The sequence below is a fragment of the Streptomyces kryoterrae genome, assembly GCF_054072135.1.
In genome coordinates this window covers 2,177,422-2,194,132 of sequence record NZ_CM133358.1, presented here as the reverse complement: position 1 = coordinate 2,194,132, position 16,711 = coordinate 2,177,422, and the positions used below count along the sequence as shown (strand labels likewise).

Sequence of the window (16,711 nt, the reverse complement as noted above, 5' to 3'; positions counted from 1 at the left end):
ACCGTCGGATGCGGCGGAACGGCACACCCGACGGTCCGACTACAATTCTGTAGACGGTCTACTGAACTGTAGACGATGGTGGGGTGAGGAAGGTTCCATGACCGACGCGAAGGACGAGAGGCGGCCGGCCGGTGAGCTGGAGGCCGCTGTCATGGCCGCGCTGTGGGCGGCCGGGGTGCCGCTCAGCGCGGGGCGCGTGCAGATCGAACTCGGCTCCGGCCTCGCCAGGACGACGGTGACGACGATCCTGACCCGTCTGCACGAGAAGGGTGTCGTCAGCCGTGAGCGGCAGGGCCGGGGCTACGCCTACTTCCCCGTGCAGGACGCTCCCGGCCTGACCGCCCGGCGCATGCACACCGAACTCGACCGGGACACCGACCGCCAGACGGTCCTGGCCCGCTTCGTCGCCCAGCTCAACCCCGGCGACGAACAGCTCCTGCGCCGACTGCTGGAGGGCGACGAGCTATGACCGCCCTCCTGCTCGTACCGCTGATCCTGCCCTTCCTCGCGCCGCTCCCGGCCCGCCGCACCCTCGACCGCCTGGCCCCCGCCACCGCGCTGTTGATCCTCACCGCATCGGCCCTGGCACTGGCCGGAGCCTGCGTCGCCGCACTCGGCGCCCTCGTCCTGACCGGACTGTTCGAACTCCCCGTCTTCGCCTCCCTCGGTGAACTCGTCCACCCCCTGCGTACCCCCTCGGACTACTTCGTCCTCCCGGTGGCCGCCGCGGCCACCGGAGTGCTCACCCTCAGCGCGCTCACCCTCGCGCGCTCGGCCTTCCGGCAGGCCCGCGCCTTCCGTACCGCCCGCACACAGGCCGACCGCCGCCCCGCCGCCGGTGACCTGTGCGTCGTCGACTCGCCCCACCCGGACGCGTACGCACTGCCCGGACGGCCCCACCGCATCGTCGTCACCACCGCGATGCTGCGCAGCCTCGGCCCCGCCGAGCGTGAGGCCCTCTTCGCCCACGAACGCGCCCACAACCGGGCCGGCCACCACTACTTCCTGGCCGCCGCCGAACTCGCCGCCCACTGCCACCCCGCCCTGCGCGCCGTCCGTGACACCATCCGGCTCGCCGCCGAGCGGGCCGCCGACGAGACCGCCGCCACCGCCGTCGGCGACCGACGCCTGATCGCCACGGCCATCGCCCGCGCCGCCCTGGCCGGCCACGCCTCCCCCTCCACCCGCCCGGACTTCGCACCCGCGGCGACGACCGGCCCGGTTCCGCAACGCGTCGCCGCCCTCCTCGCCCCCTCCCCGGCGCGTTCACGCCCCAGGCGCCCTGCCGCGCTGCTCCTCGTGGCCTGCACGGTCCTGTCCGTCGCGGCCGGAACAGTGGGCGTGGTCGACTTCCACCACGAGGTCGAGATCGCCCAGGGCGAGGAGAGTCCCTGACCGGTTCGGGCCCGGCGGCCCACCGCCCGGGGCTCGACCTGTCCGCCGCGTGACCAGCCTCGGGCGAGAACCGGCTCCAGCAGCCGGAGCAGGTCGCCGGTGACGACGGCGGCGCCCAACGTGGTGAGGGCGCCGAGCGCGCAGCGCATCCCATGCGGCGGCCGGGCGCCTGCTGCGACCGCTGCGGGGGCGACGAACACGGAAGTCACCGCAGGTAGCCGCGTGGTACCGCGGTACTACGCGCACGGCGCGGTTCAGCCTCCTGGTACCACCGGATCGGGGTGATTCGGCTCTTAGCGTGGCCGGTGAGGCGTCGGAAGCGACGCACGCCGGAGCCCGACAGGGAGAACGCGAATGATCGACGCACGGCAGCTGACCAAGAAGTACGGCGACAAGACGGCCGTCGACGGGCTGGACTTCGTCGTGAAGCCGGGCACCGTGACCGGTTTCCTGGGGCCCAACGGCGCGGGCAAGTCCACGACGATGCGCATGATCGTCGGCCTCGACGCCCCGACGAGCGGAACCGTCACCGTGAACGGCCACCACTACGCCCGCCACCACGCACCGCTCCAGGAGGTCGGCGCCCTGCTGGAGGCGAAGTCGATCCACCCGGGCCGCTCGGCGTACAACCACCTCAGATCCCTCGCGCTGACCCACGGCATTCCGGGCCGCCGGGTCGACGAGGTCATCGACCTCGCCGGCCTCGGCAGCGTGGCGAAGAAGCGGGCCGGCGCCTTCTCCCTCGGGATGGGCCAGCGGCTGGGCATCGCGGCGGCTTTGCTGGGCGATCCGCAGACGGTGATGCTGGACGAGCCGGTCAACGGGCTGGACCCGGAGGGTGTGCTCTGGATCCGCAACCTGCTCAAGGGACTCGCCGACGACGGCCGGACGGTGTTCGTGTCCTCCCACCTGATGAGCGAGATGGCTCTGGTCGCCGACCACCTGATCGTCGTGGGGCGCGGCCGGCTGCTGGCCGACACGACCGTCGCGGATCTGATCCGCGAGGCGGGCGGCGACACGGTGAAGGTGGCGGCGCAGGAACCGGCGCGGCTGCGGGACGTGCTGGCCGGGCCGGGCGTCGAGGTCACCGGACTGATCGGATCCGAGGAACTGCAGGTGACCGGCCTGAGCGCCCGCGAGATCGGGCTGAAGGCCGCCGAGCACGGGATCGCGCTGTTCGAGCTGAGCGCGCGGACCGTGTCGCTGGAGGAGGCGTTCATGGACCTGACCAGGGATGCCGTGGAGTACCACGGCTCCACGACCGGTATCGAGACCCTCGGGAAGTCCGCATGAGCACCCTCACCACCACCGTCGGGGAACCCCGGACCACCACCCCCGCCCGGCCCGCCTACCGGTTGACCGGACGGCGCGTGCTCTCCTCGGAATGGGCCAAGCTGTGGTCCCTGCGCTCGACCTGGATCACCCTGGGCCTCGGCCTGCTGTTCCTGGTGGCCTTCGGCCTGATCTCCGCGAACCACTACAGGTCGGGGATCGACTCCGGCCAGACGGACCCGGACTTCGCCACGTCCACGGCCGTCAGCCTGTCCCTCTTCGGTACGAACTTCGCCCAGCTGGCCCTGGGTGTGCTCGGCGTGCTGGTCACGGCGGGGGAGTACTCGACCGGCATGATCCGATCGACACTCGCGGCGGTGCCCCGACGGCTGCCCGTGCTGTGGTCCAAGGCGGCCGTGTTCGGGCTGGTCGCGCTGGGCGTGGGAACGCTGGGCGGGTTCGTCGCCTTCCTGATCGGGAGCGGAATGGTCTCGGGTACGCCGGCGGCCATGGGCCTTTCGCACGCGGGTGTCGTACGGAGTCTGCTCGGCGCAGGGCTGTATCTCGGCCTGGTCGGGGTGATCGGCACCGCCCTGGGCGCGCTGCTGAGGTCGGTGGCCGGCGGGATCTCGGTGCTGGTGGCCGCCCTGATGCTGATCCCGGGACTGATCTCCCTGCTGCCGAGCTCCTGGCGGGACGACATCAGCCCCTACCTGCCGTCCAACGCGGGGGAGTCGATGTTCGCGCTGACCCACGACTCCACGACCCTGTCGCCGGGCGCCGGACTGCTGGTCTTCGTCTGCTGGACGGCGCTGGCGCTGGGCGGCGCGGCGTACCGGCTCGCGCGCTCCGACGTCTGACACCCGCACCATGGACAGGTGACGCCCGTGACCACCGATGACCTCAGCGGAATGGGACCGCTGGTCGCCCGTCTGTCCCGGGGCGGCCAGCGGCTGCGGCAGGCCGACCGGACACATCCATGGGTGCTGGACACCGCGGTCGTCGTCCTGGTCTTCCTGATGTTCTGCCTGCCCGACCTGCTCCACGACGGTGTGGAGGACAGCCACGGCGACGGTGACGGCCCGCGCCTGTTCCGCCTCGCCTTCACCCAGCTGCCCGTGGCGGGAACGCTGGCCTTCCAGGCCGGACTGGTGCTGCCCCTGTTGTGGCGGCGACGCAAACCCCTCGTGGCGTTCGCCGCCATCACGGCGGTGTTCGTGCTCCAGTGGTCCCTGGGCGCGGCACTGCGCGCGGACGTCGCCCTCTTCGTCGCCCTGTACAGCCTCGCCCTGCACGGACGGCTACGGCAGCTGCCGTGGGCCTGCGCGGCCATAGCGGGCGCCATGGCACTGGTCGCGGTCCGCGTGTCCTCGGCCGTGTATGTCTGGGACGCGCTGTTCTTCCTGCTGAGCACAGCGACCGCGGCCCTCGCGCTCGGCCTGATGGTACGGATCCGCCGGGCCCAGCTCGCCGGACTGCGCGAGAGGGCCGCCCGGCTGGAGATAGAGCGCGACCAGCGCAGCAGGCTGGCCACGGCCACCGAGCGCACCAGGGTCGCCCGTGAGATGCACGACATCGTCGGCCACAACCTGTCCGTCATCATCACGCTCGCCGACGCGGGCTCCTACGCCACCGACATCGCACCCGAACGCGGCAAGGAGGCCCTCCGACTCATCGGCGACACCGGCCGGCAGGCCCTCGGCGAACTGCGGCGCGTGCTCGGCGTGCTGCGCGAGGCGGAGGGCGGCCCGACGGGCGGGCCCGAACTCAGCCCGCAGCCCGGCATCGCGGACCTCGAGGCGTTGTGCGCCAACGTGCGCGCCGCCGGCCTGGAGGTCGTCTACCGGACCTCCGGCGAGGTGGACGCCCTGGACGGCGGGGTGCAGCTGACGGTGTATCGCATCGTCCAGGAAGCCCTCACCAACACGCTGAAGCATGCCGACGCCGACACCCGGGTGCGTCTGGCGATCGTCGAGAAGGACACCCGGCTGACTGTCCGGGTCCAGGACACCGGCCCGGCCACACCGTCCGGACCACCGAACGAGGAAGGACACGGCCTGGTGGGCATGCGGGAGAGAGCGGCTCTGTACGGCGGCACCGTCCATGCGGGACCGGCGGCCGGCGGTGGATGGAGCGTCGAGGCCGTCCTCGACCTCACGCCCCAGGGCGGTGCCCGGTGACCACTGTGCTCATCGTGGACGACCAGCCGCTGCAACGCTACGGCTTCCACCTGCTCCTGGACTCCGTCCCCGAGACCGACGTCGTCGGCGAGGCCGCCCATGGAGCCGAGGCCGTCCGCAAGACAGCCGAACTGCGCCCGGACGTCGTCCTGATGGACGTCCGTATGCCCGGTATGGACGGCATCGAGGCCACCCGCCGTATCGTCGCCGCAGGCGGCCGCTCACGTGTCCTCGTGCTCACCACCTTCGACGTCGACGAGTACGTCCACGCCGCCCTCCGCGCCGGCGCCAGCGGCTTCCTCCTCAAGGACGCGCGCCCCGAGGAACTCCTCGCCGGCATCCGTGCCGTCGCGGTGGGCGACGCCGTCATCGCGCCCGCCCTCACCCGCCGTCTCCTGGACGAGTACGCCCGCTACGTCCCCGCCCATTGCGCGGACTCCCCCGAGGACCCGGGGCTGGGCTCCCTCACCGAGCGCGAACGCGAGATCCTCGTCGCCGTCGGCAAGGGCTGGACCAACGGAGAGATCGCCGCCCGGTTCGTCCTGTCGGAGTCCACGGTCAAGACCCACGTCGGCCGCGTCCTGACCAAGATCGGCGCCCGCGACCGCATCCAGGCCGTGATCTTCGCCTACGACCACGGCCTCGCCCGGCCCAGCGTGGACTGAACAGACGAGCACTGGTCGGGAAGGCCGGGCAGCCTGCTCGCTACTGCCGCGCCGACGGCGTCCGTCAGATCTCCAGGCGGTAGCCGTGCCCCCGCAGGGTGGTGACGCGGGGCAGGCTGCCGGGACGGGCCGAGACGTCGGCGGCCTCCGCGAGGCGCCGGCGCAGGCCGGCCATGGTGACGTCCAGCGTCTTGGTGGAGCCGAACCAGTTCTCGTCCCAGACCTCGGCCATCAGGGTCTCCCGGGAGACGGCCTCTCCTGCGTGCCGGGCCAGGACGGCGAGCAGGTCGAACTCCTTGGGACGCAGCTCGATGTCCTCGTCGTGCAGCGTGCAGCGGCGGGCTGCGACGTCGAGGACGAGGTCGGCCAGCCGGACGGGTTCCTGCGACGGCGTGGCGACGACCCGGCGGCGCAGATGGGCGCGGAGCCGGGCGAGCAGCACGGTCAGGCTGAACGGCTTGACGAGGTAGTCGTCGGCCCCCGCGTCCAGTCCGGCGATGACGTCGATGTCGTCCGTGCGGGCCGTCAGGATGACGATCAGCAGGTCGGGATGGCGGGCACGCAGTGTGTGGGCGACGTTCAGACCGTCCATGTCGGGCAGCCCAAGGTCGAGCAGCAGCACGTCGTACGGGGTGCGTGCGGCCTCGGCCAGAGCGGCGGAACCCGTCCGGCTCCAGGTCGGTGCGTAGCCGTTGCCGCGCAGGCCGGATTCCAGATGACGGCCGATGGTGTCGTCGTCCTCGACGACGAGGACACGGTGGCGACTGTGGTCGGCGGTCACGTGCGTACGCATGCTGGACAGCGTAGGAGCGGGCGAGGCGCTCGGCCCGCCCGCTCCCGGGCGTTCACAGGTCACGCAGTTCCTCCACGGCGGGCCGGCCGGCGCTGCGGATGCCGTTCAGCGCGGCGGCCAGTACGGCGGCGACGGCCGCGCCCGCGGTCAGGGCGAGGTAGCCGCCCGGCACCGACAGGCTCGCGGGCGGCGGATCGAAGACGCCCGTCAGGACCTTCACGAGCATCTCGGACAGGGCCCAGCCGATGAGGGCGCCCCCCGCCAGACCGCCGGTGGCCAGCAGCAGGGCCTCGGTGAGGACCATGCCGCGCAGTTGGCCGCTGCGAGCGCCCAGGACGGTGGCGATGGCGAAGGTACGGCGGCGTTCGGCGAGTCCGAGGGCGAGGAGCAGGCCGCCGGCCCCGGCTGCCAGCAGGACGGCGAAGGCGAGTTCGATGCGGGTGAGTCCGGCCAGGTCCACGGAGGTCAGGCTGGTGCCGACGGTGCCGCGGGTCTGGGTGAGGTCGGTGACGGTGGCGCCGGTGCCCAGCCGGTGGCGCAGCTGGTCGGCGATCTGCTGCTGGTGGGTGCCGCCGGTGTCGAGCAGGAAGGCGCCGACCGCGTCGCTGCCGGTCGCCTTCGCCACGTAGGCGGCGTTGGCGACGAAGAAGCTGTCCTTCGGCGCGGTCGGGAACTCCTTGACGATCCCGGCGTAGTGGAAGGGCACCGTGCGCAGCGCCTTCGTACGGGCGTCCTGGACGCGGAGGTTGACCGTGTCGCCGGGGGAGAGCTGGAAGTCGTGCACGGTTTCCGCGCTGACCAGCAGGTTGTCGGGGCGCTGGGTGAGCCGGCGCATCAGCTGCGCGGCAGTGCCGCCCGAGAAGTAGGCGTCCTGGAGCGAGGTCGCCTTCGCGACGGTGGCGGGCCGGACGCCGTAGAGGTCCTGGAGGTCGGAGCCGACGTAGGCGTAGCGGTGCTGGAGGGGCTCGACGTGCCGGACGCCGGAGACCTTCAGCTTGCCGGCCGCGCTCGGCGGGACCTGGGCGCCGGGGGGTTGGGTGACGGTGACGTCCGCGCCGTTGGTGAGGCGGGCGTCGACCTCGGACTGCTGCCGGTAGGTGGAGTTGAAGACGGCCGTGGAGATCGCGAACGACACGGCGAGGGCGAGCAGCACCACCGAGCGGGCCAGCGGACGCCGACGGCGGGACAGTACGGCCGCCGTGGTCGTGGCGAGGGTCGCGGTCAGCGGCCGGGCGAGGCGGGCCAGCGCCGGCCGGCCGTGGGCGAGAGCCAGCAGGGTCAGCCGCCACAGCAGCAGGGCCGCGCCGAGCCACAGCAGGGCCGGGCCGAGGAACGCCCAGTAGGAGACGGAGACACTGGGCACGCCCTCGGGGGCGAGGACCAGGGCGTACTGGTTGCCGGAGGAGGCGCGGAAGACCAGCCACGAGCCGATCAGCAGCGCGAAGTCCAGGCCGCACCGCAGCCACCAGGGCGAACGCGACACGCGCCGCTCCCGCCCGGTGTCCGCGACGGTCACCGTGCGTAGATCACGCAGGGCGGGCACGAGCACGGCACCGGCGGCCACGACCACGCCGAGGACGAAGGCGATGACGTACCAGAGCGCCCAGGTGCCCGCGCTCGCGCCGAAGGAGGTGGCGCCGAAGGCCAGGCGGCCAATCAGCGCGGCGAGCCCGAGACCCCCGAGGCCGCCGACCACACCGACCAGCGCGGCCTCCAACCCCGCGAGCGCGGTGATCTGACGAGGGCGCAGCCCGCGCAGCCGCAGCAGACCCTGCTCCCGGCGGCGCCGTTCGCCGCCTGCCGAGGCGACCGCCACGGTCAGCGCGGCGGCCAGGACGGCACCGGGGACGCCGAGGAAGAGGAAGAGGATCTGGGCGTAGAGGGCGTCCTGCCGGGCGGAGTCGAGGGCCGCGCCGAGGTTGTTCCCGACGAGCACGGCGCCGGCCGACCTGGCCTCCAGGTTGTGGGCGGCGCCGGTGACCGAGGTGAAGGCGGCGGCCGGGTCGGTCGGCAGGTTCGCGTCGCGGGCCACGTGGAGCTGGGTGGTGACGTCGGTGGCTCCCCGGGTGAGGGACGCGAAGCGGGCGGCGGGCAACAGGACGACGTTGTCCGGGGGAGCGGTCGGCTGGGACTGCGCGGGCGCGCCGACCTTCTGGAACAGCGAGTCGGCCTGCGGCAGGTCGACCACACCGTCCACCCGCACCTGCCGCAGTCCGGCGCCGGGCAGCCGTACGCCGATGGTGTCGCCGGGGGCCGCGTGCAGGTTGGATGCGGTCTGCTGGGCGAGCAGGACGCCGGTGCCGGAGCCGGAGAGTGTGCGCAGTTCGTCGGGGAAGCGGCTGCGGTAGTCGGCCGGCAGGCCGAGCGCGACCCCCGGTCCGGTGGTCTGGGTGCTGCCTCCCACGGTGGCGGTGAAGCCGGTGGTGCGGGCGAAGCCGACGGGCAGCGCGGCCCGGGTGCCGGGAGTGGATCGCACCAGTGACCCGACGGTGTTCGGGTCGGCGCCCGGCTGTACTTCGACCTGCCAGTCCACGGCGACCGAGCGGACCGCCCGCTGGGTCATGGTCGCCTTGGACGCGGTGAGGAAGGAGCCGAGCGCGGCGACCAACGCGACGGCGAGGGCGATTCCGGCGACGGCGGCGAGGAGCCGCCCGATGCGGTGGCGGGCCAGTCCGCCCGCCCAGGCGGTGATCATGACAGGCTCCCTGACGGGTCCGGCGCTTCCGCCGTTTCGGGTGCGTGCAGCCGGCCGTCGCGCATGGTCCGCCGTACGGTGAGCCGGGCGGCGACGGCCGGGTCGTGGGTGGTGACGACGAGGGCCGCGCCCGTCCGGTCGGCCGCCGCCAGCAGGGCGTCCAGGACGCGGGCGCCGGTGGCGTGGTCGAGGCGGCCGGTGGGCTCGTCGGCGAGGATCAGGCGCGGCGCCTGCGCCAGGACGCGGGCCACGGCCACCCGCTGGGCCTGTCCGCCGGAGATCTCGTCGGGCAGCCGGTCGGCCAGCCCGGCCGCGCCGACCACGTCGAGCGCCTCGGCGACCGACCGGCGGGTCTCCTCCTGCGAGCGTCCCGCGAGGACGAGCGGCAGCGCGGTGTTCTCCGCGACGTCGAGGGCGGGGATGAGGCTGTCGGCCTGGAAGACCAGGCCGATGTCCCGCGGTCCGTCGAGTCCGGGCCGGGCGATCGTGCCGCCGGTGGGGCGTTCGAGCCCGGCCAGCAGATGCAGCAGGGACGACTTCCCCGACCCGGAAGGGCCCACGACCGCCAGCCGGTCGCCGGAGCGGACGTCCAGGTCGGCGCCGTGCACGGCCACCACGGCAGTGGGGCCCCGCCCGAAGGTGAGTGCGACACCCCGGCAGGAGAGGAGCAGGTCAGCGGAGGCCATGGCCGTGCTCCTTCGCGTGCGCCGTGCCCCGGTGTCCCTCGTGGGCCCGTCCGTCGTCCAGTGTGATCACCCGGTCGGAGCCGCGTACCGCCTCCGCGCTGTGCGTCACGATCAGCACCGCGCAGCCGTCCGCCGCCCGGTCCCGCAGCATCCGCAGCACCAACTCCTCGGTCCCGCCGTCGAGTTCACCGGTCGGCTCGTCGGCCAGCAGCACGGCCGGAGAGTTGGCCAGCGCCACGGCCAGTCCCGCGCGGGCCAGCTCACCGCCGGACAGTTGCCGAGGCAGCGCGCCGGCCCTTCGCCCCAGCCCCACCTGTTCCAGCAGCGCTTCGGCCCTTACGGCGGGACGGCCGCGCACCGCATGCTGGGCGATCCGGATGTTGTCGCGCACGGTCAGATGCGGAAGCAGGTTGCGTGACTGAAGGAGCACCCCCACGTGCCGGGCGCGCAGCCGGGCGCGTTCGGTCTCGGGCCGGTGGCTGATGCGCACGCCCGCCACCCGGACCTCGCCGCCCGACGGCTCGTCGAGACCTGCCAGACATGCCAGAAGGGTCGACTTGCCCGCCCCCGACGGACCGACGACGGCGACCGTCTCCCCCCGCCGCACCCGCAGTGACACCCCGCGCAACGCGAGCGTCTCCTCCTCGCCGGCCCGGTAGAAGCGGTACAGCTCCCGGGCGGCCAGCACCACGTCGTCGTCCGAGGGCCCGGCGGGCATCGCACTCACCATCGCACTCACCATCGCGCTCACCGCCACGCGAACGAGTCGCTGACGGTTCGCCACGGGTCGACGTTGTCGGCGTTGACGGGGCCGGACAGGGTCAGGTCCACCTCATGACCCTGCCGGGCGAAGGCGTACCGCTCGAACGCGTCCCGCACCACCTTGCCGGTGACCGGGTCCCTGGCCGAGTCGCCCTGGTAGGTGAGAAGGACGACGGGGCCCGCCTTACGGGTCACCTGCGACACCTTCGGGGACGCGAACTTCGTTACCCGGCCGCTCAGTTGCTGGACGACGGTGCTGTTGACCGAGGCGACGGTCGGGGCGGTGGAGGCGGTGGCCGTCGTGATGGTGACGCTGTTCAGCTTGTCCGTGAACACGGTCGCACCGCCCTTGTCGGTGCGGGCCCAGCCCTCCGGCACCTTCACCGTGAACCCGGTGAAGCCGCCGGTGGGCCGGTAGGCCACGAACACCTGGTTGTCGGGGATGTCCCCGGGCGGGTTCGACTCGGTGGGGGCCGGGTTCGCCCGCACCGGGGCCGTCGAACCCGAGCCCGAGTGTGCCCCGGACGACGATCCGGAACACCCCGCGATCACCGCCGCGATCACCGTCACTGCGACGACGCCGGCGGAAGTACGTGCGTACGACATGCCACTGCCCTCCCGAGGAACTGCCGGGAACTGCTTCCTGGTCATGCCGCCGACGCTAGAGAGCCGTCGGTTAACGCCCCGACCGCAGACGGTTAGACGACGGCAAAAGCGCGTGGCGGACCGTCCCCGGGCCGGTCGGGAGCCCGCAGGATGGGGGCATGAGACAGCGCGTGGTGCGAGTCGCCCTCACCGCTGCCCTGGTCGCCGTCGTCCTCCTCGCCGTCCCCCTGGCCCTGGCCATCAGGTCGACCCTGTACGCCGACCAGCGCGACACCCTGGAACGGACGGCCCTGTCCGGCGCCGTACGCGTCAGCCCGGACTACGTGACCGGCGACCCCGTGGAACTGCCCGCGCCACCGGCCGGCGGACGCCTCGGCCTGTACGACCCCGCGCTGCGGCTGCGGGCCGGTACCGGACCCCGCACCGGCGACACGGCCGTGCGAAGGGCGCTGGTCGCGGAGGTGGTGCGCGGCCGGTCAGGCGGTGACCTGGTCGTCGCGGTGCCCGTGTCGCACGCCGAGCAGGTGATCGGCGTCGTACGGGCCTCCTCACCTGCAGCCGCCGTACGCGACCGTGTCCTGCTCGCCTGGGCGGTCCTCGCCGGGGTCTGTGCCCTCGCGCTGACCGTGGCCGTCCTCGTCGCCCGCCGCCAGGCGCGGGTCCTGGCCGCGCCGCTGGAGGACCTCTCCCGGCACAGCCGGGCGGTCACCGCCGGCGACCTGAGCGCCCGGGCCGCGTCCAGCAACGTGGCCGAGATCGACCAGGTCGCCCGCACCCACAACGAGATGCTGCACAGCCTGACCGAACTCCTGCGCCACGAAAGGGACTTCACCGCCAACGCCTCACACCAGCTGCGCACCCCGCTCACCGGACTCCAGCTCACCCTGGAGGCGGGAATCGCCCAGGACGACGACACCCGGCTGCGGCCCGCCCTGGAGGAGGCCCTGGCCACCACGCGCCGCCTGCACGGCACGGTGGAGGAGGTGCTGCGCCTGTCCCGCTCGCGTGACCTGCCGCGCCGGCCCGCGCCCGACACGTCGGTGGCACGGCTGCTGGACGAGACCGAGGAACGCTGGCACGGACTGTTCGCCCGCGACGGCAGGCGCCTGGAGTGCGGGACTCGCGAGACACCGGACGACGTCCGTGTCCCCGGAGCCCCCGTCACCGAGATCCTCGGCGTCCTGCTCGACAACGCGCGCGTCCACGGGCACGGCACCGTCCGACTCACGGCCCGCGACCTCGGCGACGCCGTCGCCTTCGACGTCACCGACGAGGGCGCCGTGGACGGCGGGGGAACCCGGCTGTTCGACCGCGGTCATGTCGGCGCGGGAGCGGGCTCCGGCATCGGGCTGTCCCTCGCCCGCGACCTGGCAGTCTCCCTCGGCGGCAGACTCTCCCTGACCAGCAGCCGCCCGGCCGCCTTCACGCTGCTCGTCCCCGTACGTCAGGAGGAGGCCGGGCCGGAGGGCCGTGGCTGAGCATGTTCAGCTGCCTGCTGCGGGAGCGGGTCGGAGGTGGGTGACGATCCGGCTCGCGGCGGTCTTCTGCAGCAGCCCGTAGGCGAGGACCGGCAGCAGCAGGTGCGGTTTGTCGGGCAGGGACGCGGTGATCAGGACCGCGCTGGCGCTGCTGTTGTTCATGCCGCAGGCGAGCGTCAGCGACGAGGCGGAACCCGCCTCCAGCCGCAGGACGCGGGCGGCGACCCGGCCGAGAGCGAAGGACAGCAGGCAGACCACGGCGGCCACGGCCAGCGCGGCGGCGAACAGCAGCGGGCGGGGCCGGGTCAGGACGGATCCGAGGGCGCCACTGGCGTTGACGTAGGTCAGGAGCAGCGAGCCGGTGAGGGCCGGCGGCAGCACTGTCCCGTGGAGACGGCGCAGACACCGCGCGGGCAGGACGAGAGCGCCCAGAAGGCCCGCCGCGCAGGGCAGGACCACGGTGGCCAGGCCGAACCCGCCCTGGGCCAGCCTGCCGGTGTCGACGAGTACCTGCCCGTAGCCGCCGCTCAGCAGCGGCGCCAGGGTCTCCAGCAGGAAGGGAGTGGTGAGTGGGCTGAGGAGCGTGGAGGCCAGGACGAGGCCCACCATCGTCGGCTGGTCGCCGTCGCCCTTGTCGGTCCACACGGTGGCTCCCGCGGCGACGGGCATCGCCACCACGAGGATCATCGCGGTGAGCAGTCCGCTGCCGCCGTCGGAGTCGGGGGTGCGCCGCAGAAGGAACGCGACGAACGGCACGACCGCCAGCGGGATCGCAAGGTGCAGCACGAGCCCGGCGAGCAGCGTCTTCGGGTGCCGCAGCAGGCGCCCCAGCTCACGGACGGGCACCTGAAGCCCGGCCGAGAACAGCACCAGGGACAGCAGGAGCGGTGCGGTGTGCAGCGTCAGGTGTGTCAGCGGTAAGAGATGGGGGCGGCGCAGCCACAGACCAGGTCCGGGCAGGAACAGGGCGAGGAGATAGGCGAGAACCACGGCACGGCCGAGCCGGTGCCGCAGCCAGGACGCGGCGCGGGTGTGCATCGGCCCATCGTGATCAGGCCGGACCCGGCGGGCCGGGAAAGCCGCGCGGCAGTCAGGATGTGTTCAGGCAACCGCTGGCAGTGTCCCGCCCCATGACCTACGAACTCTCCGAGACACCTGAGGCCGAACCGGGCACGAGTGCCTCCGCCCGCCCGTCCCACCGCCTGCGCTGGAACAAGGTCCCCGAGGTCACCGCCTACTTCTGGATCATCAAGGTGCTGTGCACGACGGTCGGCGAGACCGCGGCGGACCTGCTCAACGAGAAGGCCGGTCTGGGCCTGACCGGTGTGTCGGTCCTGATGAGCGCGCTGCTCGCGGTCGTCCTTGTCGTGCAGTTCCGTACGACCGCCTACCGCGCGGGCGTGTACTGGCTCGCCGTCGCCCTCATCAGCGTCGTCGGCACACTGATCAGCGACAACCTCACCGACAACATGGGCGTACCGCTGGAGACGACCACCACGGTCTTCGCGATCCTCCTCGCGGTCGTCTTCGTCGTCTGGTACCGGCGTGAGCGGACCCTGTCCATCCACAGCATCGACACCACCAGCCGTGAGGCGTTCTACTGGCTGGCCGTACTGTTCACGTTCGCCCTCGGCACAGCGGCCGGCGACCTGGTCTCCGAGCGCATGGACCTCGGGTACTGGCTCGCGGCCGTCCTGTTCGCCCTGGCCATCGCGGCCGTGGCGCTCGCGCACTTCACGCTGGGTCTGGACGCGGTGTGGAGCTTCTGGATCGCCTACATCCTCACCCGCCCGCTCGGAGCCTCGATCGGCGACTACCTCTCCCAGCCGACCGGCGACGGCGGCCTCGGTATCGGCACCGTCGTCACCAGCGGGCTCTTCCTGGCGGTCATCCTCGGCCTGGTCGTCTACCTGGCGGTGACCCGCAAGGACATCGTGGACCCCGGGCGCGTCGCTCGGCAGACGGCCTGAACGGCTCGCGAGAGATCGCGGCGACGACGTCGGGCGACACGGCGCCCGGCACCGAGGCCCTCGCTGTCGCCAACCCCGGACACCGGCGTACCGGTCATCGGGTGCGGCCTGTCCAGGACGAGCGGGGAGAGGAACCCGCCCGCCGACCGCCTTGCCATGGCCCGGGAGACCGGAAACAGAGTGCTCCCGGGCCGAAGTCCCACAGAAGTCCCCGGGCGGCCGTCGCTCAGATGTCCCGGAAGATCTCGATCTGCGCCCCCACCGAGTTGAGCCGTGCCGCCAGATCCTCGTACCCCCGGTTGATGACGTACACGTTCCGGAGTACGGACGTGCCCTCCGCCGACATCATCGCCAGCAGGACCACCACCGCCGGTCGCAGCGCGGGCGGGCACATCATCTCGGCGGCTCGCCAGCGGGTCGGGCCGTCGACCAGCACCCGGTGCGGGTCGAGGAGCTGGAGGCGCCCGCCGAGGCGGTTCAGGTCGGTCAGATAGATCGCGCGGTTGTCGTAGACCCAGTCGTGGATGAGGGTCTTGCCCTGCGCGGAGGCCGCGATGGCCGCGAAGAACGGCACGTTGTCGATGTTCAGGCCCGGGAACGGCATGGGGTGGATCTTGTCGATCGGCGCCTCCAGCTTGGAGGGCCGGACCGTCAGGTCGACCAGCCGCGTACGGCCGTTGTCCGCGAAGTACTCAGGCGTACGGTCATGGTCGAGGCCCATCTCCTCCAGGACCGCCAGCTCGATCTCCAGGAACTCGATCGGCACCCGGCGTACGGTCAGCTCGGACTCCGTGACGACCGCAGCCGTCAGCAGGCTCATCGCCTCGACCGGGTCCTCGGAGGGCGAGTAGTCGACGTCGACGTCGATGGTCGGTACGCCGTGCACGGTGAGCGTCGTCGTGCCGACGCCCTCGACCCGTACGCCCAGGGCCTCCAGGAAGAAGCACAGGTCCTGGACCATGTAGTTGGAGGACGCGTTGCGGATGACGGTCACGCCGTCGTGCCGGGCGGCGGCGAGCAGCGCGTTCTCGGTGACGGTGTCCCCGCGCTCGGTCAGCACGATCGGGCGGCCGGGGGAGACGGAACGGTCGACCCGGGCGTGGTAGAGCCCTTCCGTCGCCGCGATGTCCAGCCCGAACCGGCGCAGCGCGATCATGTGCGGCTCGATGGTCCGGGTGCCGAGGTCGCAGCCACCCGCGTACGGCAGCCTGAAGCTGTCCAGGCGGTGCAGCAGCGGGCCGAGGAACATGATGATCGAGCGGGTCCGGCGGGCGGCCTCGGCGTCGATGGCCGCCATGTTCAGCTCGGCCGGCGGCACGATCTCCAGGTCGACACCGTCGTTGATCCACCGCGCCCGTACGCCGATCGAGTTGAGCACCTCCAGCAGGCGGTACACCTCTTCGATGCGGGCGACGCGGCGCAGCACTGTGCGCCCCTTGTTGAGGAGCGAGGCGCACAGCAGCGCTACACACGCGTTCTTGCTGGTCTTGACGTCGATGGAGCCGGACAGCCGACGGCCACCGACCACGCGCAGATGCATCGGACCCGCGTACCCCAGAGAGACGATCTCACTGTCGAGCGCTTCACCGATTCGAGCGATCATCTCAAGGCTGATGTTTTGATTGCCTCGCTCGATGCGGTTGACCGCGCTCTGGCTGGTGCCGAGCGCCTCGGCGAGCTGCGTCTGTGTCCAGCCCCGGTGCTGTCTGGCGTCACGGATGAGCTTGCCGATACGTACGAGGTAGTCGTCTGCCATGAGGTTGAGGTTATCTCAGATATGAGATGACGCCTCGTGTGGGATCCGCTCGGGTGACGGCTGGTCAGTCGTCCTTCTTCGTGCGGGTCTTCCGCCACCCGAACGGTCCGGGCAGATTCATCGATGTCGTGCGACGTCCTGTGGTGCTGCGCGTGTGTCGCGGACCGTTCTTGCCGCCTGTGGTGAACGACATGGATCGCCTGTTGATGTTCAGTCGGAGCCAAGGGAGTATCCGGAAGCTCTTGCGAAATGTGAGAGGCATAGGGCCCTGTTACCCCGGATCGGCGCAGTGATGGCTACATCACACGGCGGCCGGGCATGACCATTCGCCACCCATGCACTAGAGTTATCTCGACATCGAGATATCTCTGCCGGTAAGGGTTACCTAACTTAGCCTGACCTTAACGGATCGGCCAAGTCGTCGTGGCGGCAGGATGCGGTGAACGCGCACAT

At 72.1% G+C, this 16,711-nt stretch carries 16 protein-coding genes; 8 read left to right on the top strand and 8 right to left on the bottom strand.

Features of this window, described 5'->3' with window-relative positions; translation table 11 throughout:
- Positions 1-97: 97 nt before the first annotated feature.
- From ACW4TU_RS09140 to ACW4TU_RS09115, 6 genes are all read left to right on the top strand, one after another.
- Positions 98-469 (top strand): BlaI/MecI/CopY family transcriptional regulator, encoded by a 372-nt coding sequence (locus ACW4TU_RS09140; RefSeq protein ID WP_457426453.1) that lies wholly within the window; start codon positions 98-100, stop codon positions 467-469.
- Positions 466-1,395: a M56 family metallopeptidase gene (locus ACW4TU_RS09135; protein WP_457426451.1), complete on the top strand. Its 930-nt coding sequence runs from the start codon at positions 466-468 to the stop codon at positions 1,393-1,395. The genes ACW4TU_RS09140 and ACW4TU_RS09135 overlap by 4 nt, the downstream gene beginning before the upstream one ends.
- 354 nt (positions 1,396-1,749) lie before the next feature.
- Positions 1,750-2,688, top strand: coding sequence for an ABC transporter ATP-binding protein (locus ACW4TU_RS09130; RefSeq protein WP_457426448.1), 939 nt, complete (start codon positions 1,750-1,752; stop codon positions 2,686-2,688).
- Positions 2,685-3,527: an ABC transporter permease gene (locus tag ACW4TU_RS09125; protein WP_457426446.1), complete on the top strand. Its 843-nt coding sequence runs from the start codon at positions 2,685-2,687 to the stop codon at positions 3,525-3,527. The genes ACW4TU_RS09130 and ACW4TU_RS09125 overlap by 4 nt, the downstream gene beginning before the upstream one ends.
- Positions 3,528-3,554: 27 nt before the next feature.
- Positions 3,555-4,847 carry a sensor histidine kinase gene (locus tag ACW4TU_RS09120; protein ID WP_457426444.1) on the top strand — a complete coding sequence of 431 codons (1,293 nt, stop codon included), beginning with the start codon at positions 3,555-3,557 and terminating at the stop codon, positions 4,845-4,847.
- The gene (locus tag ACW4TU_RS09115; protein WP_457426442.1) at positions 4,844-5,512 is read left to right on the top strand and encodes a response regulator; all 669 of its coding nucleotides are present in this window, start codon (positions 4,844-4,846) and stop codon (positions 5,510-5,512) included. The genes ACW4TU_RS09120 and ACW4TU_RS09115 overlap by 4 nt, the downstream gene beginning before the upstream one ends.
- A gap of 64 nt (positions 5,513-5,576) precedes the next feature.
- On the opposite strand, the gene ACW4TU_RS09110 is transcribed toward ACW4TU_RS09115, so the two are convergent.
- From ACW4TU_RS09110 to ACW4TU_RS09090, 5 genes are read right to left on the bottom strand one after another with little or no spacing between them, the layout of a single operon-like run.
- Complete coding sequence (locus ACW4TU_RS09110) at positions 5,577-6,305, bottom strand: response regulator transcription factor (protein WP_457426440.1); 729 nt, start codon at positions 6,303-6,305, stop codon at positions 5,577-5,579.
- Positions 6,306-6,357: 52 nt separating this feature from the next.
- The gene (locus tag ACW4TU_RS09105; RefSeq protein ID WP_457426438.1) at positions 6,358-9,000 is read right to left on the bottom strand and encodes an FtsX-like permease family protein; all 2,643 of its coding nucleotides are present in this window, start codon (positions 8,998-9,000) and stop codon (positions 6,358-6,360) included.
- A complete protein-coding gene (locus ACW4TU_RS09100) occupies positions 8,997-9,686 on the bottom strand; it encodes an ABC transporter ATP-binding protein (RefSeq protein WP_457426436.1) in 690 nt (229 codons plus the stop codon). Before ACW4TU_RS09100 ends, ACW4TU_RS09105 begins: the two co-directional genes overlap by 4 nt.
- Positions 9,673-10,404 carry an ABC transporter ATP-binding protein gene (locus ACW4TU_RS09095; RefSeq protein ID WP_457429994.1) on the bottom strand — a complete coding sequence of 244 codons (732 nt, stop codon included), beginning with the start codon at positions 10,402-10,404 and terminating at the stop codon, positions 9,673-9,675. Before ACW4TU_RS09095 ends, ACW4TU_RS09100 begins: the two co-directional genes overlap by 14 nt.
- A 29-nt stretch (positions 10,405-10,433) precedes the next feature.
- Positions 10,434-11,099 carry a hypothetical protein gene (locus ACW4TU_RS09090; protein ID WP_457426434.1) on the bottom strand — a complete coding sequence of 222 codons (666 nt, stop codon included), beginning with the start codon at positions 11,097-11,099 and terminating at the stop codon, positions 10,434-10,436.
- 113 nt (positions 11,100-11,212) lie between these two features.
- On the opposite strand from ACW4TU_RS09090, the gene ACW4TU_RS09085 reads away from it, so the two are divergent.
- Positions 11,213-12,532 carry a sensor histidine kinase gene (locus ACW4TU_RS09085; RefSeq protein WP_457426432.1) on the top strand — a complete coding sequence of 440 codons (1,320 nt, stop codon included), beginning with the start codon at positions 11,213-11,215 and terminating at the stop codon, positions 12,530-12,532.
- Positions 12,533-12,538: 6 nt separating this feature from the next.
- Here the strand turns inward: ACW4TU_RS09085 and ACW4TU_RS09080 are convergent, their stop codons facing one another.
- Positions 12,539-13,570, bottom strand: a complete 1,032-nt coding sequence (locus ACW4TU_RS09080) for a bile acid:sodium symporter family protein (protein WP_457426430.1) — start codon at positions 13,568-13,570, stop codon at positions 12,539-12,541.
- 92 nt (positions 13,571-13,662) lie between these two features.
- Between ACW4TU_RS09080 and ACW4TU_RS09075 the strand changes: the two genes are divergently transcribed.
- Positions 13,663-14,502, top strand: coding sequence for a COG4705 family protein (locus ACW4TU_RS09075; protein WP_457426428.1), 840 nt, complete (start codon positions 13,663-13,665; stop codon positions 14,500-14,502).
- 226 nt (positions 14,503-14,728) lie between these two features.
- Here ACW4TU_RS09075 and ACW4TU_RS09070 read toward each other — a convergent pair whose 3' ends face one another.
- Together ACW4TU_RS09070 and ACW4TU_RS09065 are read right to left on the bottom strand one after the other, a co-directional pair.
- The gene (locus ACW4TU_RS09070; protein ID WP_457426426.1) at positions 14,729-16,258 is read right to left on the bottom strand and encodes a helix-turn-helix domain-containing protein; all 1,530 of its coding nucleotides are present in this window, start codon (positions 16,256-16,258) and stop codon (positions 14,729-14,731) included.
- 64 nt (positions 16,259-16,322) lie between these two features.
- A complete protein-coding gene (locus ACW4TU_RS09065) occupies positions 16,323-16,520 on the bottom strand; it encodes a DUF4236 domain-containing protein (protein WP_164414246.1) in 198 nt (65 codons plus the stop codon).
- Between the last annotated feature and the right edge of the window lie 191 nt (positions 16,521-16,711).